The sequence below is a fragment of the Nonomuraea sp. NPDC003709 genome, assembly GCF_040610775.1.
GTDB classification, from domain to species: domain Bacteria; phylum Actinomycetota; class Actinomycetes; order Streptosporangiales; family Streptosporangiaceae; genus Nonomuraea; species Nonomuraea angiospora_A.
Map to the genome: position 1 here is coordinate 1 of NZ_JBEXMW010000026.1, position 20,728 is coordinate 20,728.

Sequence of the window (20,728 nt, forward strand, 5' to 3'; positions counted from 1 at the left end):
CCCAGTGAACGTCTCCACCCACAAAGGATCAGCCCGTAACACCCCACTCATACACAGAAGATGCCCGCTCAACTACTTTCTGCAACACCCTTTAGGGGGAAGTCGTCGTCCGGGAACGGGGGGTCGTCGGATGCGTCGGGCTCGGGGGTGGCTGGGGGTTCTGGGGCTGCGGAATCGGGGGCTTTGGGGTAAGAGGCGAACTGTTTGCGGAGGCGCCAGCCGTTTGTGGTTCGTTCTATGTAGCCCGCGGCTGCTAGGCCGCCCAAGGCGCTCAGGGTGGCGTCCAGGCTTAGCCCTGCGGCGACCGCTATGGACGCAGGGCCTGCGCCGCCTCGGCTGGGGATCGCGTCGAGGACTTTTCGGGTGGGTTCGTTAAGTTTGTCTCTGGGGACTGCAGGAGCTCGGGATTGAGAGGCCAGGTCGTCGCCTATTACGCCGACCAGGTCGATCATCTCCTCCGGAGAGGTTACGCATACGGCTTTGCGGTCGCGGAGAAGCTTGTGGCAGCCGGCCGACATGCTCGAGGTGACCGGGCCAGGGACTGCCGCCAGGTGTCTGTTGAGCGATACGGCGTGGGCGGCTGTGTTGAGGGCTCCGCTGCGTAGGGCTGCCTCGACCACTACCGTCCCCCTCGACAGGGCGGCTATCAGGCGATTTCTGATGAGGAAGCGGGCTCGGGTGGGGTGGACGCCGGGCGGGCATTCACTGATCACGACGCCCCGATCTCTAACGGCGGCGAACAGGACTTCGTGGCTCGCCGGGTAACAGATGTCCACACCGCAGGCCAGGACTACGACCGTTGGTGCGTTGGCGGCCAGGGCTCCTCGGTGAGCCGCACCGTCCACACCGTGGGCGCCGCCCGACACGACGGTCCAGCCCGACTCGCCGAGACCGACGCCGAACTCGGCTGCGATGTGGGTGCCGTACGACGTGGCGGCTCGCGCCCCTACGATCGCCACCGACTTGAGACAGGAGAAGCGCAGGTCGGCCGTGCCATGGAGCCACAGACCGAGGGGGCGGCCGGGGCCTAGTTGATCGAGTTGGGTGGGCCATTCCGGGCTTCCCGGGGTGACCAATCGGGCTCCGGACTTTTCTCCGTTTTCGAGGTCTGCTGCTGGGTTGGCCGCTGCCAGGCGGGCGTGCCAGGCATTGAGACGGGCGGTGAGGTCGGGGGGACGATCTTGGTGAGCTTCCTGAGCCCGCTTGACTTCCTGGGCTACGAACTCTGGCGGCAGAGTGCGGGCGCGGATCGCCTCCACCACCGATGAGGCCCCGTACTGCATCACTAGACGGCCCATGATGGGGTCGCCGACGTCCGCCGCCCTCATGAGCGCGGCTCTGGCCTCAGTTTCGCTCCTGGCCGAGATTGAGGCCGAGGTCGATGTAGCGGCCGATGCAGCGACCCTGGCCGAGGGGGCAACCGTAGCCGAGGGGGTGACGGCGGGCGAGGTGGCGACCGCAGCCGAGGTAGTGGTCGTGGGCAAGGTGGTGATCGTGGCCGAGGTTGCGATCGTGGCGGTGTTAGCGGTGGTGGCCGGGATGACGATCGTGGACGGTGTGGTGGCGACGGTGGCTGGAGCGGGGGAGGTGGTGGCTGGAGCGGGAGCGGTGGATGGGGTGGAGATCGTGGCTGAGGCGGCGGTGGTGGATGCAGTGGCGGTAGTGGATGGCGTGGACGTCGTGACTGGGGTGGAGGCCGGGGTGGCGGTAGTGGATGGCGTGGACGTCGTGACTGGGGTGGAGGCCGGGGTGGCGGTAGTGGATGGCGTGGACGTCGTGACTGGGGTGGAGGCCGGGGTGGCGGTAGTGGATGGCGTGGACGTCGTGACTGGGGTGGAGGTCGGGGTGGCGGTAGTGGATGGCGTGGCGGTGGTGGTTGTGGGCGAGGACAACGGCGGCGGCGACGGCGCGGCCGAAGGTCGGGGCGAAGTTGTGGATGTGGGCTGGGTGGTGGTCCCCGTCTGAGGCATGATCGCGGGCTGATGCTTGGTTTCGCTTTCGGGCTTGGTTGCGGGCTCATGCTGCGTATCGCTGACCGTTGGGGTGGTGCTGGTGGGCTCAGGCGTTTCCCGCAGCTGATCGACGGGAGTAATGCCGGCGTCGACGGCGACGCCCTCGCCCATGCCGACGGCGGTTTCTGTGGCAGTGCCAGCGCTGGCGCGGCTTGTGTAGGCGACTGTGGCGGTGCCATTGCCTGCGCTGATGGCGGGGGTGACACCCGTTTCGGCGGAGGTGGGGAGGCTCGTGCAGGCGACAGCGGCGGTACCCAGTTCGCCGAGCGTATCGGGGCTTGTGCAGGTGGTCGCGGCCGTGGCGGTACCCGTGTTGGCGGCTGGAGCGGCGGTGGCTGCTGGAAGGGTGTTGGTCAAGGCTGTTTCGGTAGGCGCATGGGTCATGCCGTGGTCCGGATGGAGGCTTTGTGAAGCGTCTGACCGCGGTAGGCCAGGGGTAGCGGCTGGTGGGGGTGTGAGGGGTGTGTCAGCTTCCGGGATTGAGCTGGGCATGAGGGCTCCTGGAGGGATGGGGGGGCGGTGGCGAGAGCTGAACGGGATGAGGACCTGGTCGTAGTGCGGGAGCAGGTCATGGCGCCGGAGCAGGTCGCGGTGCCGAAGCACGTCGTAGTGCCGAAGCACCTCGCGGTGCCGAAGCACGTCGTAGTGCCGAAGCACGTCGCGGTGCCAGAGCACGTCGTAGTGCCAAAAGCACGTCGCGGTGCTGCATGGGGCGCGGTGTGGGGTGGTGGGGGTTGGGTTCGGGGTGGGTGTTAGGACTTCACTCCTAGCCAGAAGCTGAGGGCGGCATTGGTTTCGTCCTCCTCCGGGGTGTCCTTGTCGGCCAGGTCGGCGAGGGTCCATGCGACGCGTACGACGCGGTCCAGGCCGCGGGCGGTGAGGGTGCCGGAGTCGAGGCAGGACGTCATGGGTTTCATGGCTTCGTTGGACGGGCGGTAGTCGGAGTGGAGCAGGGAGGAGGGGATTTCGGCATTCGTGCGCCAGGGCGTGCCGGTCAGGCGTTTGGCGGCGCGTTCGCGGGCCAGGAGGACGCGTTTGGCCACTGTCTTGCTCGTTTCTACGAACTGGCGGTCGGCCAGGAGTTCGCGTCTGGACGAGCGGACCACGGTGACCTTCATGTCTATGCGGTCCAGGAGCGGGCCGGAGAGCCTGCCCAGGTAGCGGCGCTTGATCGTGGGGGTGCACTTGCAGGTATCCCCTTGGTCCTCGGCCTGGGCGCACGGGCAGGGGTTGGCGGCCATGACGAGCATGAACCTGGCCGGGAACGTGACCGAGCCCGCAGACCTCGACACCGTCACGCGGCCGGACTCCAGAGGCTGCCGGAGGGCGTCGAGCACGTGGCGGGGGAACTCGGGAGCCTCGTCCAGGAAGAGGACGCCTCTGTGGGCGAGGGAGACCGCTCCTGGACGTACGATCGCGCTGCCTCCGCCGATGATCGCGGCAGACGTCGCCGTGTGATGAGGGCTGACGAACGGGGGTCTGCTCATCATGGGAGCGTTCGGCGGCAGGGCGCCCGCGACGGAGTGGATGGCCGTGACCTCCAGGGCGTGGTCGAGCTCCAGGTCCGGCAGGAGGGTGGGGAGGCGTTCGGCCAGCATGGTCTTGCCGGTGCCCGGCGGGCCGAGCATCCAGAGGTTGTGGCCGCCTGCCGCGCACACCTCCAGAGCCCGTCGGGCGACCGGCTGGCCCACGACGTCCGCAAGATCCACCGTCGGGCCGTCGGTGGACTTGGGCAACTCGGCGTACTCCTCGACCCGGGGCTCGGGCTCGTCGTCTCCCCTGCGCAGCCACTCCACGAGCTGGCGGAGGTGTGAAACCGGGATCACTTTGACGTTGGGCACCAGGGCGGCCTCGGCTGAGTTCGCGGCGGGGACGACGACTGTGACGTCACCGTGTTTGGCCGCACCGAGGATGGAGGGCAGCACGCCGCGTACAGGTCTGATGCGGCCGTCGAGGCCGAGCTCACCCAGGAAGAACGGCTCCGCGATGCGCTCGGCCGGGATCACGCCAGCGGCGCCCAGAATGGCCACGGCTATGGCGAGATCGAACTGGGAACCGCGCTTGGGGAGGCTGGCCGGGAAGAGGCTGACGATGATGCGGGCGTCGGGCCAGGGATAGGCGCTGTTGACCATCGCGGACCTGACCCGATCTCGGGCCTCGCTGAGCGCCGTGTCGGGGAGGCCGATGAGGTGGATGCCGGCCAGGCCGTTGCCCACGTCCGCCTCGACCTCGACGGTGCGGCCGGCGACTCCGATCACGGCCACGCTGCGCGTGCGGGCCACGGCCATCTAGATCGCCCCCCGTACGTGACTCAGGGCGAAGTCACCGGCGAAACGCTCGAGGGCGACCACGTCCACCCGTACGGTTCGGAACGTGCGCGGCTGCGCGGCCAGCCACGTGGCCGCGAGCATCCTCAGCCTGGCCAGCTTGACCGGGCTCACGGATTCCAGGGCTGTGCCGTGAGATCTGCCCGATCGGGTTTTGACCTCGACGACGACCAGGGTGGCGCCTTCTTCGGCGATGATGTCGATCTCGCCGTGGCGGCAGCGCCAGTTGCGGGCGATTATCTGCATCCCCTCGGCCTCCAGGTAGGTCACCGCTACCTGTTCGCCTTGTTTGCCGAGGTCTTGGTCGTGTTTCGCGGCCATATGCCACCTCCGTCGTCGGTCTGGTGCTGGTCCAGGCACCGACTTTCGTGGATGAGGGGTGGTAGGGGTGGGGCCGAACGGGGTTCTGGGGATGGTGGGGGTGGGTCAGGGCCCGGTTGTGGATAGCGGGGTTGCGGACGGGCGAGGTTGCGGACGGGCGAGGTTGCGATTCGCGGTATTGGATGGCGCGGTTCTGGGTCCGGGGATGGGTGAGGGCTGCGGTTCGGCGGGTGGCTCGGTCGCACGGGTCTCACGCGGTGGGGGCAACGGGTCCGTGGACGAGGCTCGGGTCAGGCAGGGGCCGACGGTCTGAGGGCCAGCGGTCCTGGCCAGCGGTCTGGGGCCGTGGGTCCGGTTCGTCGGGTGAGGATTTGCTGTGCCGATGGCTGTGGTGTCTGGCGTTTCGGCCAGTTGATCGCATGTGGGCATAGGTGGTGTGACTGTGGGCGCGGTGCCATGGCTCGACGCGGTGCCGGGGGGCGGTGTGGTGCAGTGGGGCAGCGGGGTGCCGTGGGTGACGCGCGCCGTGGGTGACGCGCGCCGTGGGTGATGCGCGCCGTGGGTGGTGTGGGCAGGCCTGCGGGTATGCGTGGGTTGCTGCGGCTGTGCGTTATCGCGGCTTGTGGCGGTGGATTGCGTCGCTCATCGAGCGGCGAGGGGCCTCAGCCCTGGCTCGCAACGGCCGATGCAAGATGGCAGCTTGGGGACCTGAGTGATGACGCTCGTGGGAGTGGTCCGCGGCGTCAGTCGACCTGACCGGCGCACCAGGGTTGGCGGCTGGCTCACAGGGGTCGATGCGGCGGCGGTTTGGGGGCTGTACGCCGCGTTGAGCCATCCGGGCGCCACAGCGCCGACATGAGGCGCCCTGGGACGCCATAGGGCGCGGTGGGCTCATGAGCGTGGGTACGCGGCGCTGACCGCCCCGCATGGCGCACGGTGACGGCTTGCCGGGGCAGTGCACAGTAGCGGCTGACCGGTTCCAGTCCTCAGTAGCGGCTGACCGGTTCCAGTCCACGGTGGTGGCTGACCGTTGCAGTCCACGGTGGTGGTTCGCCGTTGCAGTCCACGGTGGTGGTTCGCCGTTGCAGTCCCATCGTGACGGCTCGCGGGTACAGTCCACGGCGGCAGTTCCCGGGTGGGAAGCACGCGTGTGGCCCGCGAGGGGTGTCTGTGGCGCCTGGTGGTGAGGTTGTGGGGCGCGTGCTGGCTGAGTCCGTCCAGGGCCGTGCCGCCGGCGGCCGGTCAAGCTGCGAGAGGGTACGGCCCCCGCCTCGTCACCCCGAGAACCCCTCCTTGGGCATCTCGAGGTCCGCCTTGGCCAGTTCTTCCACGTTCACATCTTTAAACGTGACTACCCGAACGTTCTTCACGAACCGCGCCGGCCGGTACATGTCCCACACCCAGGCGTCCTGCATCTTCACGTCGAAGAAGACGTCGCCGTTCTCCGCGGTACGGACGTCGAGGTCGACCGAGTTGGTCAGATAGAACCGACGCTCAGTCTCGACCACGTATGTGAACAAACCGACGACATCCCGGTATTCGCGGTAAAGCTGCAGCTCCATCTCGGTTTCGTACTTTTCGAGATCTTCTGCGCTCATCGCGGTCCTCCTGTCGTACCGGTCCCCCGGTTCGCCTGGTCAGGCAACCCCGGCCCCCATTTCATTTTCACCCATCCCCCTCGCCACCGTGACGAAGGAGTATCGGTGATCAGGACACGGCCCGTGCGTTTCCAGCGCCAGCCGGTGTCCTGGTGTGACATACCCCTTGTGCACGGCGAAACCGTACTGCGGGTAGCGCCCGTCGAGCGCGACCATGAGGCGGTCTCGAGTCACCTTGGCCACGATCGACGCCGCCGCCACGCATGCGGCCACCTGGTCCCCCTTCCACACGGCCAGCGACGGCGCCGGGAGGCCCGGCACCGGGAAGCCGTCCGTCAGGATGTACTCCGGGTCACAAGGCAACTGTGCGACAGCCCGCCGCATTCCTGAAACGTTGCATTTGTGAAGACCTTTAGCGTCGATCTCCCCCGGCGGGATGATCACCAATCCGATGTGGGAGACGCGGACGATCTGGTCGTACAGCCGTTCGCGCACCGCCGGGGACAGCAGCTTCGAGTCGCCGAGGCCGTCGATCTGCCTGCGCAGGATCACGGCCGCGACGACGAGGGGCCCCGCGCAGGCGCCGCGGCCGGCCTCGTCGACGCCCGCGATGGGGGTGAGGCCGCGGCGGGCGAGCGCCCGCTCATAGGCGTAGAGTCCGGAATCGCGCCGGACGACGCTTGGCCGAGGGCGGAACGCAACTGTCATGACAGAGGCAGCGTACGCCCCAAACGCCGCGAACCGCGACCGAAAGCGACCGCTATTTGACCTTGTCGAAAGTGTCAGGACGGGAGAAGAGATACCCCCGGGACAGCGGCCAGTAGCGCACCACGGCCTTGCCGATCACGTCGTTCTCCGAGATGAACCCGCCTCCGGCCTCGTCCATGTGAGCCCGCGAGTCGGCCGAGGCGCTGCGGTGGTCGCCCATCAGCCAGAGCTTTCCGGGCGGCACGGTGACGTTGAACTTATCGCCGGAAGCGTAATCGCCGGGGTAGAGGTAGGAAGTCTCTTCCAGCGGCGTGCCGTTGACCGTGATGCGCTTCTTGGAGTCGCAGCACACCACCTTGTCGCCGCCGACGCCGATGACCCGCTTGATGGTGTCCTCGCCGGTGTTCCAGCCCTTGAAGACCACGATGTCGCCGCGCTCGGGCTTGCCAGCCAGCTTGTTGACGAAGACCCGGTCGTTGACCAGCAGAGTGTTCTCCATCGAGATGGACGGGATGTAGAACGAGCCGACCACGAACGCCTGCAGCAGCAGCGCGATGCCCACGCCCAGGACCAGCAGCAGCACCGTCTCGCGGAAGCCGCCCTTCTTCTTCTCTTTCCCCACGCCCTCCGCCTTCTTGGTGACGGCCATCAGCGCCTCTTCCCCTTCCAGCGGCGACGAACCAGGACCAAGGGTAGGGCCAGCCCGAACCCGGCGACCAGCGGTACGGAGCCGCCGAGCGCCTGAAGCGCCGGTTGCGAGAACGTGTCCGGAATGTCGATCGAGGTCGCCCGGTTGAACGGCCAGACGATCACGAAGGCCCGCCCGATGACCTGGCTCACGGGAATGGAGCCACCGCCCGCGTCACCGGTGTGGGATCGGGAGTCGAGCGAGACCGACCGGTGGTCGCCCATCACCCACAGCCGCCCCTCAGGCACCGTGATGTTGAAGAACTTGTCGGACGGCACGTTGCCCGGATAGAGATAGCTCTCCTCGTCGATGGGCGTGCCGTTGACCGTGATGCGATTCTTGGAGTCGCAGCACTTCACGTGGTCGCCACCGACGCCGATGACCCGCTTGATGTAGTCCTTCTCGCCGGGCACGATGCCGAACGCCGTGCCGACCCAGCGGAAGAAGGCCGCGGCCGGGTTGGACGGCTCCTCCATCTGGAACTCACCGTCCCAGGAGTCGACTCCCGAGAAGACCACCACGTCTCCGCGCTCGATGTCACGCGTGTGGTAGACGAGCTTGTTGACCAGAACCCTGTCGTTTTTCAACAGGGTGTTCTCCATCGACTCCGACGGAATGTAGAAGGCCTGGACCACAAACGTCTTGATGATCAGGGCCAGCACCAAGGCGACTACGACAAGAACGGGCAGCTCTTTCCAGAACGACCCCTTCTTCTCCTTTTTCTCGCCTTTTGCTGGCTTCTGAGTCTCTTCGGCGACCACGTCCACCTCGTCCTCGACAGGGCGGCGCGCCGCGCCGTGCTCCTGGCTCTCGCTAGTCATCGCTGACGAGCCTAGATGATGCTTCGGCTCGACAAGCCTCGACCGACGTTACACCCATGCACGAGTCGCTCCACATAAAGGAAACGGCCCTGTAAAGCCGAATGGCCCGCGCGAGTGCGCGGGCCACGAAAAGACCGGGCTACTTGGCGGCCGTCGTCTCGCGCTTCTCGCGGATACGGGCGGCCTTGCCGCGCAGGTCGCGCATGTAGTAGAGCTTGGCCCGGCGCACGTCGCCGCGGGTCACGAGCACGATCTTCTCGATGACCGGGCTGTGCACGGGGAAGGTGCGCTCGACGCCGACGCCGTAGCTGACCTTGCGGACCGTGAAGGTCTCACGGGCGCCGCTGCCCTGCCTGCGCAGCACGAAGCCCTTGAAGACCTGGATACGGGAGCGGTTTCCTTCGACGACTCGTACGTGAACCTCGAGCGTGTCACCGGGGCGGAAGCTCGGCACGTCGCTGCGCAGCGTCGCCTTCTCGAGCTCCTGGATCTTCGTGTGCATGAGAGCTGTCCTCAAGTCCTCGCGAGCACGCGGAGGTCCACCCGGCCGTGGCTCGCGGCGGACACGCCTGCTGATGTGATGAACCCGGGATCGTTTCCCGGGCATGACAGACCAACCAAATGACGGTCGGCAGCGATTCAGTTTGCCATATCTTCGCGCTCGACGCGAAACGACAGCTCCTCAAGGAGCTTCCTGTCGTGCTTGTCGAGCGTGTCGGGGTCGAGCGCCGCGGCCAGCTCCGGCCTGTTCCGTACGGTACGGCGCAGCGCCTGGTCACGCCGCCATCTGGCGACTTTTCCGTGATGCCCGGACAGCAGCACCTCAGGCACTTCATGCCCCCGCCAGACGGGCGGCTTGGTGTAGACGGGGCCCTCGACCAGATTCTGCATGGAACCGGGCGCGAACGAGTCGTCCACGGCCGACTGGGCGTTGCCCAGCACACCGGGCAGCAGCCGTCCGATGGCCTCGACCATGACCAGCACCGCCACCTCACCCCCGGCCAGCACATAGTCACCGATGCCGACCTCGTCGACCCGCAGCCGGGAGCCGTACTCCTCCATGACCCGCGAGTCGATGCCCTCGTACCGCCCGCACGCGAACAGCAGCCACGGCTCCCCCGCCAGCTCCTGCGCCAGCTCCTGGGTGAACGGCCGCCCGCTCGGCGTCGGAACGATCAGCCGCGGCGCGCCGTCCCCGGCCACGTCGTCGATGGCCTCGCCCCACACCTCGGGCTTCATGACCATGCCCGGCCCCCCGCCGTAGGGGGTGTCGTCCACGGTCTTGTGCACGTCGTGGGTCCAGTCACGGAGCTGGTGTACGCGTACGTCGAGCGTGCCGCGCTCGCGGGCCTTGCCGATCAGCGAGACGTCGAGCGGCGCGAAGTATTCGGGGAAGATCGAGATGATGTCGAGCCGCATCACAGCAGGCCCTCTGGCGGGTCGACGACCAGCCGACCGCCCTCCAGGTCGATCTCGGGCACCAGTTCCTTGACGAACGGGATGAGCGCCTCGTCCGCCCCGATCCTGCGTACCACCAGGAGGTCCTGGCCGTGGTGGAGAACGTCGGTGATCTCGCCCACGGGCTCCCCCGCGGCGGTCTCCACCGTCAGGCCGATGAGCTGATGATCGTGGAACTCGTCGGGGTCGTCGGACGGCGCCACCTCAGCCGAGTCGATGACCAGCATGGTGCCCCGCAGCCCCTCCGCCACGTCGCGGTCGGTGACCCCCTCGAGGGTCAGCAGCAGGAAGCCCTTGTGCCAGCGGCGGGCCGCGACGACGAGCGGCCCCCTGTCGGCGGGGTCCGTGGCGATGGATGTGCCCACGGCGAAACGCAGCTCGGGATCGTCGGTGCGTACCTCCACGGACACTTCACCGCGCACCCCGTGCGGACGGCCGATCCGGCCGACGACCAGCTGCAACATGAACTCCTAACGCAAGCGCCCCCATCGGCCGCAAAGCCGATGAGGGCGCGGAAACCTGACGCTAACGGACTGTTTCGTGCAGGTCGAGCAGGTCGACCCGCACGTACTTCCCGTCGGCCAGGGCGTTCACAACGGTGCGCAGCGCCTTGGCGGTGCGCCCGCCGCGTCCGATGACCTTGCCCAGGTCCTCGGGGTGCACCCGGACCTCCAGGACGCGCCCGCTGCGAATGCGGCGTGCGCGGACCCGGACATCGTCTGGATGTTCGACGATGCCCTTGACGAGGTGCTCGAGAGCCTCCTCGAGCACGTCAGGCCTCGCCCTCGGCCTGGGTCTCGGCGGGGGCCTCAGCCTCTTCCTTCTTCTTGGCCTTCTTCGGCGTGGTGGCGGCCGTGCCGGTGTCGCCACCGGACAGCGCCTCCTTGGCCGCGGCCTCGTAGAGGGCGTGACGGTCAGGCGCGGGCTCGGCGACCTTCATCGGCGCAGGGGCGGGCTCGCCCTTGAACTTCTGCCAGTCGCCGGTGAGCTTGAGCAGCTTGAGGACGGGCTCGGTCGGCTGCGCGCCGACCCCCAGCCAGTAGGCCGCACGCTCGGCGTTGACCTCGATGCGCGAAGGGTCGTCCTTCGGGTGGTACAGGCCGATCTCCTCGATCGCCCGGCCGTCACGCTTGGTGCGGCTGTCGGCGACGACGATGCGGTATTGAGCGTTGCGGATCATGCCGAGCCGCTTGAGCTTGATCTTGACTGCCACGGGTGTGGTCTCTCCTGCATTCGAGCGTGGGTGAACGGCATCTCGCCGAGTGGGGCACGACGGGACGACGCTCCAGGGACAGGCGCGTCCGGCGGGAGGTGAGAGGGCACCCGCATGGCCACGATGTTCCAACATGCCATTGTGCCAGATCCACGGCACTGCCATCGACGTTCCGTCACGGCGCGTCGCCTCCATCCGCGCCCGATCGGCGCCCGAAGGCTCGGCACTGCTTGCGACCTGGCCGCATGTACGACGAGCAACCCGCTCATGGTATCCCGCCGGCGCATGATCTCCGGCCGCGCGAACGGGGAGCGACCGGTTCCGGGTGGGCGTGCGGCAAGTCGAGGCGAGCAGCCGTACGAGGGAGCGGACGCAGGCGCTCAGGGAGACGGGGCTGCCGGGAGTCCACCAGCGGGAAGGCGGGGCCCGGGGCACGCGCCGCTGGAGAGCCATGGCGCGGACCGCGGATGGCCGGAGCGCCAGGGTGCGCCGACGCCCATGCCACGGAAACCCGAGATCGCCGGATACCTGGGCACGCCACCGCCGGGAGCCGAAGCGAAGCCGCCCGGGGTGCGTCGGCGCCAAAAGCCCGACGCACGCCACCTGCGGAAACCGGAAACCGGAGTGCAGGTCGGCCGGAGTTGGCCGCCGGGAGAGCAGGGCCCCCGCGGTGGCTACTTCTGGCCGGGCAGGCGGAACTTGGAGGGGTCGAAGCCGGGCGGCAGCTCCACGCCCGGAGGCAGCTTGCCCCCGAGGTTGCCCAGCAGGCCACCGCTCTTGGGCTCCGCCTCCGGAGCCTCGGCGGAAGAGGCCTTGCCGAGAGCCGCCTTGCGCGGGTCGCCGCTGACGCGCCGCCCCTTGGCCTTCTTCTGAGCCTTGCCCGCCTTGCCGCGACCGCCCGGCATGCCGGGAATGCCCATCCCGCCCGCCATCCGCTTCATCATCTTCTGCGCCTCGAAGAAGCGGGTGACGAGGTTGCTGACGGCGGTGACCGTGACGCCGGAGCCGGCCGCGATGCGGGCCCGGCGCGATCCGTTGATGATCTTGGGGTCCTGGCGCTCCCCGGGCGTCATCGAGCGGATGATGGCGGCGATGCGGTCGAGGTCGCGGTCGTCGATGGAGTTGAGCTGGTCGCGCATCTGCCCCATGCCGGGCATCATGCCCAGCAGGTTTTTGATGGGCCCCATCTTCTGGACCATCGTCATCTGCTCGAGGAAGTCCTCGAGCGTGAAGTTTTCGCCCGACGTGAGCTTGCCCGCCATCTTGGCGGCCTGCTCCTCGTCGAACGTCTTCTGGGCCTGCTCGATCAGGGTGAGGATGTCACCCATGTCGAGGATGCGGGAGGCCATCCGGTCGGGGTGGAAGGCGTCGAAGTCTTCGAGCTTCTCACCCGTGGAGGCGAACATGATCGGCCGGCCCGTGATGTGCCGCACCGACAGGGCGGCGCCACCGCGGGCGTCGCCGTCGAGCTTGGTCAGCACGACCCCGTCGAAGCCGACGCCCTCCATGAACGCCTGCGCCGTCGTGACGGCGTCCTGGCCGATCATGGCGTCGACCACGAACAGGACCTCGTCGGGCGAGACCGCGTCGCGGATGTCGGCGGCCTGCTTCATCATCTCCTGGTCGATGCCCAGGCGGCCGGCGGTGTCGATGATGACGATGTCGTGCAGCAGGCGCTTGGCCTCGTCGATCGACGTGCGGGCGACCTCGATCGGGTCGCCGGCGCCGTTGCCCGGCTCGGGGGCGTAGACCGCGACCCCGGCGCGCTCGCCCACGACCTGGAGCTGCTGGACGGCGTTGGGGCGCTGCAGGTCGGCGGCGACGAGCAGGGGCGTGTGGCCCTGCTCGCGCAGCCACTTGGCCAGCTTGCCGGCCAGGGTGGTCTTACCGGCGCCCTGCAGACCCGCCAGCATGATGACGGTCGGCGGCGTCTTGGCGAGGCGGAGCCTGCGCGTCTCGCCGCCGAGGATCCCGATCAGCTCGTCGTTGACGATCTTGACGACCTGCTGCGCCGGGTTGAGCGCCTGGGAGACCTCGGCCCCGCGGGCGCGCTCCTTGACCTGGGCGACGAACGCCTTGACCACCGGGAGCGCGACATCGGCCTCCAGCAGGGCGATGCGGATCTCGCGGGTGGTGGCGTCGATGTCGGCATCGGACAGCCGGCCTTTGGACCGGAGGGAGGAGAAGACCGATGTCAACCGGTCGGATAGCGTCTCGAACACGTGGTTGGCCAGTCCTCGAAGCGAATGAACGTCTAAGACTCCAGCCTATCCGCTCCGCTAGCCGCTCCAGCCTGGCACGGCCATGCGGACCGAGAGCGCGTGCTCGACCAGGTTGATCAGCGCGGTCTTGACCGAGTCCTTGGACCTGGCGTCGAGGCGCACCATCGGGATGTGCGGCGCCAGGGTCAGGGCGTCACGCACTTCGGTGTCGCTGTGGGCGTACTGGCCGTCCCAGCCGTTCACCCCCACGATGAACGGCAGCTGCGCCTCCTCGAAGTAGTCGATCGCGGGGAAGCTGTCCGCCAGGCGGCGCGTGTCCACGAGCACCACTGCGCCGATGGCGCCACGTACCAGGTCGTCCCACATGAACCAGAACCGGTGCTGTCCGGGCGTGCCGAACAGGTACAGGATCAGGTCGCGATCGAGCGAGACGCGACCGAAGTCCATGGCGACGGTGGTGGTCGACTTGAGCGGCGTCATGCCCAGATCGTCGATGCCCTTGGAGGCGTCGGTCATGACGGCCTCCGTGGTCAACGGCATGATCTCCGACACCGCGCCGACGAAGGTCGTCTTGCCCACCCCGAACCCACCGGCGACCACGATCTTCGTCGAGGTCAAACCGGGGCTAGAGCCTGCGAAGTCCACTGAGCACCCTTTCCAGCAGGTTGACGTCCGGCCTACCCGCTTCCAGCTGCGGCTGATGCACCCGAACCAAACCCTCTGCCGCCATGTCCGCGATCAGAACACGCACCACACCGAGCGGGATCCGCAGCAGCGCCGAGACCTCAGCCACCGACCTGACCTGCAGGCACAGCTGGCTGATCGCCTTGTATTCGGGGGTGATGTGCGAGAACTCCCGGTGCTCGGCGGTCGCCGAGGACACCAGGGCCTCCATGGCCAGCTTGACCTTGGGCGCGGTACGCCCGCCGGTCACGGCATAGGGCCGTACCGGCGAGGCGGGGTCGTTGCTGGGCGGCGGCTGAGGGGGAGGCTGCCAGCTCCCACTGTTCTGGGAATCCCACGCACCGCTGTTATGGGAGTCCCAGCCGCCGCTGTTCCATCTGGGGTCTGTCACCTACATCACCTGGTCTGGCTGGCGCGCAACTCTGCGCGCACAGCCGGGGTAAGCACCTGGCCGGCGCGATCAACCATAAGCGTCATCTGATACGCCACCAGACCCATGTCACAGTCCGGAGCCGCCAGCACCGCCAGGCACGAGCCGTCACTGATCGACATGATCAGCATCAGCCCACGCTGCATCTCCACGATCGTCTGGTTGACCGGCCCGCCCTCGAACACCCTGGCCGCGCCCTGCGTCAGGCTCACCAGACCCGATGCGATGGCGGCCAGCTGGTCAGCCCGGTCAGCCGGGAATCCCGCGGAGGCCGCGAGCGGCAGCCCGTCTGAGGAGACGACCACCGCGTGCGCGACGCCAGGAACGGTGCTGACGAAATCGGTGATTAACCAGTCCACCCCACGTGCCGACTGGCTCAAGTCATTCATGCGCGCTCATCCCTGCTTTCAACACTTCTCGGACCGGAGGGGTACGTCCTGCCCTCGCTGATGTCGTCACGTGCCGCCCTGAACCCCTGCTGGAAGCTCGAAAGGCGGCTGCGCACCCGGTCCGGCGAGACCGCCGGCATGGGAGCGACGCCCTTGGGCGCCGAGACGGTGTCGGCCGAGCCGGGCACCAGGTTGGCCTTGGGCACCCGCTTGGGCAGCCCCGCCGCGGTCGCACCGTCGCGTACCGGCTCGACGACCGCCTCCGCGGCGCTCCAGCCCGCGTCGGCCTTGGCGGAACCCCAGGTGGCGGCGCCCTCGTTGCCGTGCTCGAACCAGGCCGACTCGACCGAGGCGAAGATCGGCAGGTATTCGTCGCCCGAAGAGGCGGGCTTCACGGCCGGGATGGGACCGGTCGCCGCCGACTCCGTTTCGGGGAAGTCGTACCTCGGCTGCCCCATGTCCATCTGGTCGCCGCCGAAAGGCCGCCTCGGCAGGGAGTTGCCGTTGTCCTGGCCCCACTCGCCCGGCCGGCTGTTGGAGTTACGCGCCGGCACCCAGACGTCAGAGGTGTCGTAACCGCCGCTGCTGCTGCGCGGGTCGGACGGCCAGCCCACGTCCACGCTCGGCTGGGCCGAGAAGGACGGCTGTGAGGGGAACGACGGGTGCCCCGGCCCGGGCTGGTAGCCTCCCGGACCCCACTGGGGGGTGGGCGGCGGCGGCACGGGCGGCATGGGGGGCTGCTGCATCGGAGGCATGGGAGGCATGGGTGAACGGGCGCCGAAGCTCTCGTCGAACGAGTCCAGCGTCCCCATGCCGGTGCCGCCGGGGGTCGCGTAGGCGGGAGCCTGCGAGCCGAGCAGCGCTTCCGGCATCAGGACCATGGCGGTCAGACCGCCGGTGCCGTGGGGGCGCAGCTGCACCCGGATGCCGTGGCGGTGGGCCAGACGCGCGACCACGAACAGGCCCATGCGACGCGACACGGACACGTCCACGGTGGGGGCGTCCATGAGGCGGTCGTTGGCGATGGTGAGCTCGTCCGGAGTCATGCCGATGCCGGAGTCGCTGATCGACAGCATGACGCCGCCGCCGTCGATCCGGCTGCCGGAGACGGTCACCCTGGTCTCGCGCGGCGAGAACGACAGGGCGTTCTCGATCAACTCGGCCAGCAGGTGGATGACGTCGTTGACGGCCTGGCCGGCCACGGCGACGCCGTCGGGCACCTGGAGGACGACCCGCTCGTAGTTCTCGACCTCGGACAGCGAGGCGCGGGCGACGTCGACCAGCTTGACGGGCTTGCTCCAGCGGCGGGGCGGTTCCTGGCCGGCGAGGACCAGCAGGTTCTCGCTGTTACGCCGCATACGGGTGGCCAGGTGGTCCAGCCTGAACAGGTTGCCGAGCCGCTGCTCGTCCTGCTCGCCCTGCTCCAGCCCGTCGATCAGGGTGATCTGCCGCTCCACCAGCGTCTGGCTTCGGCGGGACAGGTTCACGAACATCGCGTTGACGTTGCTTCGCAGGCGGGCCTCCTCACCCGCCAGCCGGACCGCTTCGCGGTGGATCTCGTCGAACGCCCGCGCGACTTCACCGATCTCGTCCTGAGAGGCGACGCCGATGGGCTGGACGTCGACGCTCTCGACCGACTCGGACTCACGGAGCTGGCGCACGGTGTCGGGCAGGCGGCGACCGGCGATGAACAGTGCCTCCCTGCGCAGCCTGCGCAGGGGGCCGCTCAGCGAGCGCGCCATGAAGACGGTGACCAGCAGCACGAGGATGAGCAGGATCAGGATGCCGACTGCGACGATGACGGCGCTCTGCTGCTCGGACCCTTCCAGGGTGCGGCTGCGGAGCACGATCGAGTCGGCCACGCGCTGCTCGACCTTGCGCATCCCGTCGACGGTCTCGCTGATGGCGGCGAACCAGTCCTTGCCGTCACGGGTGAGCCCGAGCTTCGGGTCCGACACGTTCCGTGGTTGCCCCAGGCTCTGCAGGAACAGGGCTCGGGCGGCCAGGATCTCCGCGCGGTCGTTGGCCTTGCCGCTGACGGTGTCGTCGTACGCCTGGCGCAGCTCAAGGGGGACCTGCGCCCGGAAAGTGGCCAGCTCGCTGTTTTTCTGGGCGCGCGCGGCGATGAAGGAGTCAAGCTCCACCCGACCGAATTCCCGGGTGGCCAGGGCCGCCACGAGCAGCGCGCGCTGCGTGGAGACGTACTGCTTGGCCCGGGAGAGGGCGGCGAAGCCGGAGACGCTCGCCGAGAGCTCCTTGTCGACCGCACCTTGGTCGATGGTGTCGTTCAGGGAGAGGAGGTCTGTGATGAACCGGTCGTAGAGCTCGATGACGGAGTTCACGTCGAGCTGGGAGTCCATCGCGTTCTTACGCGCGGTGTCGAGCTCGTTGAGACGGTTCTTGATGCGCAGGGCCTCGGGCGCCTGAGGGCTGTCGGAGGTCGCCAGGGCGTCGACGCTGCCCTTGACCTCGGCGACGAGCTTGTTGACCGGCTCGTACTGATCGGTCACTTCGGTCCGGCCGGCCTTGCGCCCGAGGGCGACGAAGCGCGCGGTGTAGTCGCGCTCCACCTCGACCTCGTGCGCGAGCGCGGTCAACCGGCTCGCCAGCACGGCGACCTCGTTGACCTGCGCGTAGTCGCTGGCGCTCGCGATCGAGGTGGTGACACGGAGGCCACCGAGCACGAGCGCGGCGAGGGTCGGGATGACGACCAGGACCAGCAGCTTGGAGCGCACACGCCAGTTGCGCAGGGAGAAACGTGATCCCGTCCGGGCCTTCCCGGCTTCGCCCGCAACGCCAGGGGCGACCGGCTGCGGTCCACCGGACGCATGTCGGGGGGCTTCCTCTATTAAGCCCGGATCCCCGCCCACAGAGGGGACAACACTCTTCACTTGCCTCCGCAACCTCTCCTCGGACGGTTGGTGCACGAAGATCACGTTATGCAGGTGTTTGCGGTGTGACGCCGACGCACCCTTGGGGCGAGAGCTTATTGGAGCACATCAACACGAGATCGGCCAATAGCGCAAAGATCACGGTCGACACACAGCTGCACATTTTACGCAAATCACAACACCTGCCACAGGCCCTAGAAGTCAAGCCAGGCCCGAGATATTAATCGGACAAAAGGGATATATCGCCACATATGGTGATATATCTTGTTAATTTTAGGAGTTCCCGGTGCATCGGGAACTACGGCCTGCGCTAGGGTTCGACCGTCGCTGACACCCTCAGTTACCAACACCCCCACCCCCATGGGTTCATAAGGAGACGCGTAATGCGGTTCGGTGCATTAGGGCGTAGTGCCCTGATTGGGCTTGTGAGCACCCTCGTCATCACCGGCTGTTCAAGTTCCGGCGACAAACCAGAAAGCGCGAGTTCCGCCGGCGGCGGCATGAAAACCGACCTGTTGGTCGGACAGTATCCGGGTGCGGACTCTGCGCCACTGTTCATCGCCATGGAGCGCGGCTTCTTCAAGGAAGAGGGCCTCAACGTCAAGCAGGAGCCCATCCAGGCTCCCCAGGCGGTGCTCCCCAAGCTCGCCAACGGCCAGATGGACGTGGTGCTGGGCAGCTACGCCACCATCCTGACCATCCAGCAGGCCGGCACTGAGAAGTTCAAGTACATCGCGGACTCCTACCAGGGCGCGCCCGGGGCCTTCGGCATCATGGTCAAGAAGGACTCCCCGATCAAGCAGGTCGCCGACCTGAAGGGCAAGAAGATCGGCGTCAACATCGTCGGTGGTCTGGGCACGCTCACGATGAGCCCTCACTTCAAGATCGCCGGCCTCGACCCCACCCCCGGCAAGGACATCACCTACGTCGTGATCCCGACGACGGAGTGGATCTCCTCGCTGGACAAGGGCAGCGTCGACGCCGTGTGGATGACGGACCCGTACGTCAGCCAGGCGAAGAAGGAGATCGGCGCCACCATGCTGCTGGACACCATGTCCGGCCCGACCGACGGTCTGCCCATCACCGGCTGGGCGGCCACGGAGAAGTGGACGCAGAACAACCCCAAGACCCTGGCCGCCTTCCAGCGGGCCATGGCCAAGGCGCAGCAGATCGCCGCCACCGACCGGAGCGCGGTCACCAAGGTCCTGCCGACCTTCACCAAGATCCCGGCTGAGACCGCCGCCACGATCAACCTCGGCGCCTACCCGACCTCGCTGAACTCCCAGCGCATCCAGCGGGTGGCCGACCTGATGTTCGACTCCGGCCTGCTCAAGCAGAAGATGGACGTCAACTCGATGATCTACGCAGCACCTCAGGGATGATGACCACGATCAACCCGGCGCGGCGCGGGCAGCACCCGCTCGCCCGCGCCAAGCTGGCCAAATACACCCGCCACGCCATCGGCGTGGCGGGTTTTCTGCTTGCCTGGCAGCTTCTCGGCATGACGGGCCTGTTCAAGTGGATGCCTCCGGCCGCGGAAACCCTGGCCAGGACGTTCTCCCTGGCCGTGGACCCGGAGTTCCTCGGGGACATCGGGGGCACGCTCACGGCCGCGGTCATCGGGTTGCCGCTGGCCGTCCTGATCGCCGTCCCGATCGGGCTGCTGCTGGGAACGGTCCCGGTGGTCGAGGAGATGACCCGGGTGTTCGTGGAGTTCCTGCGGCCCATCCCCTCGGTGGCGCTGATCCCGCTGGCGCTGTTCTTCTTCCAGCCGGAGATCAACGCCAAGGTGGCGCTCATCGTGTTCGCCGCCTCCTGGCCGATCCTGATCAACACCCTGTACGGCGTGCGTGACGTGGACCCGCTGGGCAAGGAGACGCTGCGCTCGTTCGGGTTCGGCCCCGGCGCGGTGATCTGGCGGGTCGCCCTGCCGAGCGCGGCGCCGTTCATCGCGACGGGCGTCCGGCTGGCCGCCTCCATCACGCTCATCCTGGCCATCAGCGTGGAGTACATCGTGGGCGGTTCGGTCGGCGTCGGAGGCTTCCTCATCGAGGCGAGCACCGGCATCGGCATGGACGCGCTGATCGATGTCGTCGCGGTCCTGATCTGGGCCGGCGTGATCGGGCTCGTCGTCAACATCCTGCTCGCGCGCGCCGAGCGCCGGCTGTTCAGGTGGCGGAACACATGATTCTCACCCTGGTCAAGCGCCTGTGGCTGGTCCCGGTCATGTTCTTCGGCTGGGAACTGCTCGCGGGGGCGCTCGCCACTCCGTTTCTCCCCGGACCGAGCCTGATCCTGTCTCGGATGTACGAGATGTGGCTCTCCGGGCCTTACATCTTCACCGAAGAGGCGGTCCACAACTTCCTGCCCAGCCTGATCAGGGTGGTCGGTTCCTGGGCCATCGCCGTGGTCGTGGGCGTGGGTCTCGGCGTGGCGATCGGCAGGACCCCCTGGCTGGCCGACATCGTCGAACCGCTGATCGAGTTCGGCCGGGCCGTACCGCCTCCCGTGATGCTGCCGATCTTCCTCGTGCTCTTCCAGATCGGCCCGCAGGTGCAGGTCGCGACCATCGTGTTCGGCATCGTCTGGCCGATCCTGCTCAACTCCATCGACGGCGCCCGCAACCTCGACATGCTGAAGGTCGAGACCGCGGCGGTCTTCGGCGTGCCCGCCCACCTGCGGTTCTTCCGGATCATCCTGCCCGCCGCGGCACCGAAGATCTTCGCGGGCCTGCGCCTGAGCGTCTCCCTGGCGCTGATCCTCATGGTCATCTCCGAGCTCAAGGCCAGCACCGAGGGATTCGGCTATCTCCTCAACATGGCCGTCAGCGCCGCCGACATGCCCGCCATCTGGGCCAACGTGGTGCTGCTCGGCGTGCTGGGCTTCGCATTCAACTCACTGTTCCTCACGGTGGAGCGGCGCGTGCTGTCCTGGCACCGCCACGCCTACCGCCTCGCATAGGAAAG

At 67.8% G+C, this 20,728-nt stretch carries 21 protein-coding genes; 4 read left to right on the forward strand and 17 right to left on the reverse strand.

Annotated features, from left to right (window positions below; genetic code table 11):
* Window positions 1–68: 68 nt before the first annotated feature.
* Window positions 69–1,328 (reverse strand): DNA-processing protein DprA, encoded by a 1,260-nt coding sequence (dprA, locus tag ABZX61_RS51815; RefSeq protein ID WP_355206993.1) that lies wholly within the window; start codon window positions 1,326–1,328, stop codon window positions 69–71.
* Here dprA and ABZX61_RS51820 point away from each other — a divergent pair.
* On the forward strand, window positions 1,327–1,965 hold the full coding sequence (locus ABZX61_RS51820; RefSeq protein ID WP_355206996.1) for a hypothetical protein: 639 nt from the start codon (window positions 1,327–1,329) through the stop codon (window positions 1,963–1,965). The two genes, dprA and ABZX61_RS51820, sit on opposite strands and share 2 nt — an antisense overlap.
* A gap of 799 nt (window positions 1,966–2,764) precedes the next feature.
* On the opposite strand, the gene ABZX61_RS51825 is transcribed toward ABZX61_RS51820, so the two are convergent.
* From ABZX61_RS51825 to ABZX61_RS51900, 16 genes are all read right to left on the reverse strand, one after another.
* Complete coding sequence (locus tag ABZX61_RS51825; RefSeq protein WP_355206999.1) at window positions 2,765–4,300, reverse strand: YifB family Mg chelatase-like AAA ATPase; 1,536 nt, start codon at window positions 4,298–4,300, stop codon at window positions 2,765–2,767.
* Window positions 4,301–4,660 carry a YraN family protein gene (locus tag ABZX61_RS51830; protein ID WP_355207002.1) on the reverse strand — a complete coding sequence of 120 codons (360 nt, stop codon included), beginning with the start codon at window positions 4,658–4,660 and terminating at the stop codon, window positions 4,301–4,303.
* Between the two features lie 1,274 nt (window positions 4,661–5,934).
* Window positions 5,935–6,258 carry a DUF2469 domain-containing protein gene (locus ABZX61_RS51835; RefSeq protein ID WP_026215037.1) on the reverse strand — a complete coding sequence of 108 codons (324 nt, stop codon included), beginning with the start codon at window positions 6,256–6,258 and terminating at the stop codon, window positions 5,935–5,937.
* Between the two features lie 39 nt (window positions 6,259–6,297).
* Entirely contained in the window at window positions 6,298–6,966 is a 669-nt protein-coding gene (locus ABZX61_RS51840; protein ID WP_350730342.1) for a ribonuclease HII, read from the reverse strand.
* 52 nt (window positions 6,967–7,018) lie between these two features.
* Window positions 7,019–7,615, reverse strand: coding sequence for a signal peptidase I (gene lepB, locus ABZX61_RS51845; RefSeq protein WP_355207006.1), 597 nt, complete (start codon window positions 7,613–7,615; stop codon window positions 7,019–7,021).
* Window positions 7,615–8,421 carry a signal peptidase I gene (gene lepB, locus ABZX61_RS51850; RefSeq protein WP_350730338.1) on the reverse strand — a complete coding sequence of 269 codons (807 nt, stop codon included), beginning with the start codon at window positions 8,419–8,421 and terminating at the stop codon, window positions 7,615–7,617. Before lepB (ABZX61_RS51850) ends, lepB (ABZX61_RS51845) begins: the two co-directional genes overlap by 1 nt.
* Window positions 8,422–8,614: 193 nt before the next feature.
* The gene (rplS, locus tag ABZX61_RS51855; protein WP_185071559.1) at window positions 8,615–8,977 is read right to left on the reverse strand and encodes a 50S ribosomal protein L19; all 363 of its coding nucleotides are present in this window, start codon (window positions 8,975–8,977) and stop codon (window positions 8,615–8,617) included.
* Window positions 8,978–9,114: 137 nt separating this feature from the next.
* On the reverse strand, window positions 9,115–9,894 hold the full coding sequence (trmD, locus tag ABZX61_RS51860; RefSeq protein ID WP_350730336.1) for a tRNA (guanosine(37)-N1)-methyltransferase TrmD: 780 nt from the start codon (window positions 9,892–9,894) through the stop codon (window positions 9,115–9,117).
* Window positions 9,894–10,394: a ribosome maturation factor RimM gene (rimM, locus tag ABZX61_RS51865; RefSeq protein ID WP_355207353.1), complete on the reverse strand. Its 501-nt coding sequence runs from the start codon at window positions 10,392–10,394 to the stop codon at window positions 9,894–9,896. The genes trmD and rimM overlap by 1 nt, the downstream gene beginning before the upstream one ends.
* A 64-nt stretch (window positions 10,395–10,458) precedes the next feature.
* A complete protein-coding gene (locus ABZX61_RS51870; protein ID WP_113699978.1) occupies window positions 10,459–10,704 on the reverse strand; it encodes an RNA-binding protein in 246 nt (81 codons plus the stop codon).
* A gap of 1 nt (window position 10,705) precedes the next feature.
* Window positions 10,706–11,146, reverse strand: coding sequence for a 30S ribosomal protein S16 (gene rpsP, locus ABZX61_RS51875; protein ID WP_350730334.1), 441 nt, complete (start codon window positions 11,144–11,146; stop codon window positions 10,706–10,708).
* 674 nt (window positions 11,147–11,820) lie between these two features.
* Complete coding sequence (ffh, locus tag ABZX61_RS51880) at window positions 11,821–13,368, reverse strand: signal recognition particle protein (RefSeq protein WP_355207011.1); 1,548 nt, start codon at window positions 13,366–13,368, stop codon at window positions 11,821–11,823.
* A gap of 57 nt (window positions 13,369–13,425) precedes the next feature.
* Complete coding sequence (locus ABZX61_RS51885) at window positions 13,426–13,986, reverse strand: ATP/GTP-binding protein (protein ID WP_350730330.1); 561 nt, start codon at window positions 13,984–13,986, stop codon at window positions 13,426–13,428.
* Window positions 13,987–13,993: 7 nt separating this feature from the next.
* Window positions 13,994–14,302 (reverse strand): DUF742 domain-containing protein, encoded by a 309-nt coding sequence (locus tag ABZX61_RS51890; protein ID WP_319719344.1) that lies wholly within the window; start codon window positions 14,300–14,302, stop codon window positions 13,994–13,996.
* Between the two features lie 146 nt (window positions 14,303–14,448).
* The gene (locus ABZX61_RS51895; protein WP_185071550.1) at window positions 14,449–14,871 is read right to left on the reverse strand and encodes a roadblock/LC7 domain-containing protein; all 423 of its coding nucleotides are present in this window, start codon (window positions 14,869–14,871) and stop codon (window positions 14,449–14,451) included.
* Complete coding sequence (locus tag ABZX61_RS51900; RefSeq protein ID WP_355207014.1) at window positions 14,868–17,606, reverse strand: nitrate- and nitrite sensing domain-containing protein; 2,739 nt, start codon at window positions 17,604–17,606, stop codon at window positions 14,868–14,870. The genes ABZX61_RS51895 and ABZX61_RS51900 overlap by 4 nt, the downstream gene beginning before the upstream one ends.
* Before the next feature lie 656 nt (window positions 17,607–18,262).
* Here ABZX61_RS51900 and ABZX61_RS51905 point away from each other — a divergent pair.
* The 3 genes from ABZX61_RS51905 to ABZX61_RS51915 are packed head-to-tail and all read left to right on the forward strand — an operon-like array spanning window position 18,263 to window position 20,723.
* Complete coding sequence (locus ABZX61_RS51905; RefSeq protein ID WP_355207017.1) at window positions 18,263–19,144, forward strand: ABC transporter substrate-binding protein; 882 nt, start codon at window positions 18,263–18,265, stop codon at window positions 19,142–19,144.
* Entirely contained in the window at window positions 19,141–19,950 is an 810-nt protein-coding gene (locus tag ABZX61_RS51910) for an ABC transporter permease subunit (RefSeq protein WP_350730324.1), read from the forward strand. The genes ABZX61_RS51905 and ABZX61_RS51910 overlap by 4 nt, the downstream gene beginning before the upstream one ends.
* Window positions 19,947–20,723: an ABC transporter permease subunit gene (locus ABZX61_RS51915; RefSeq protein WP_350730322.1), complete on the forward strand. Its 777-nt coding sequence runs from the start codon at window positions 19,947–19,949 to the stop codon at window positions 20,721–20,723. Before ABZX61_RS51910 ends, ABZX61_RS51915 begins: the two co-directional genes overlap by 4 nt.
* The last annotated feature ends 5 nt before the right edge of the window (window positions 20,724–20,728 follow it).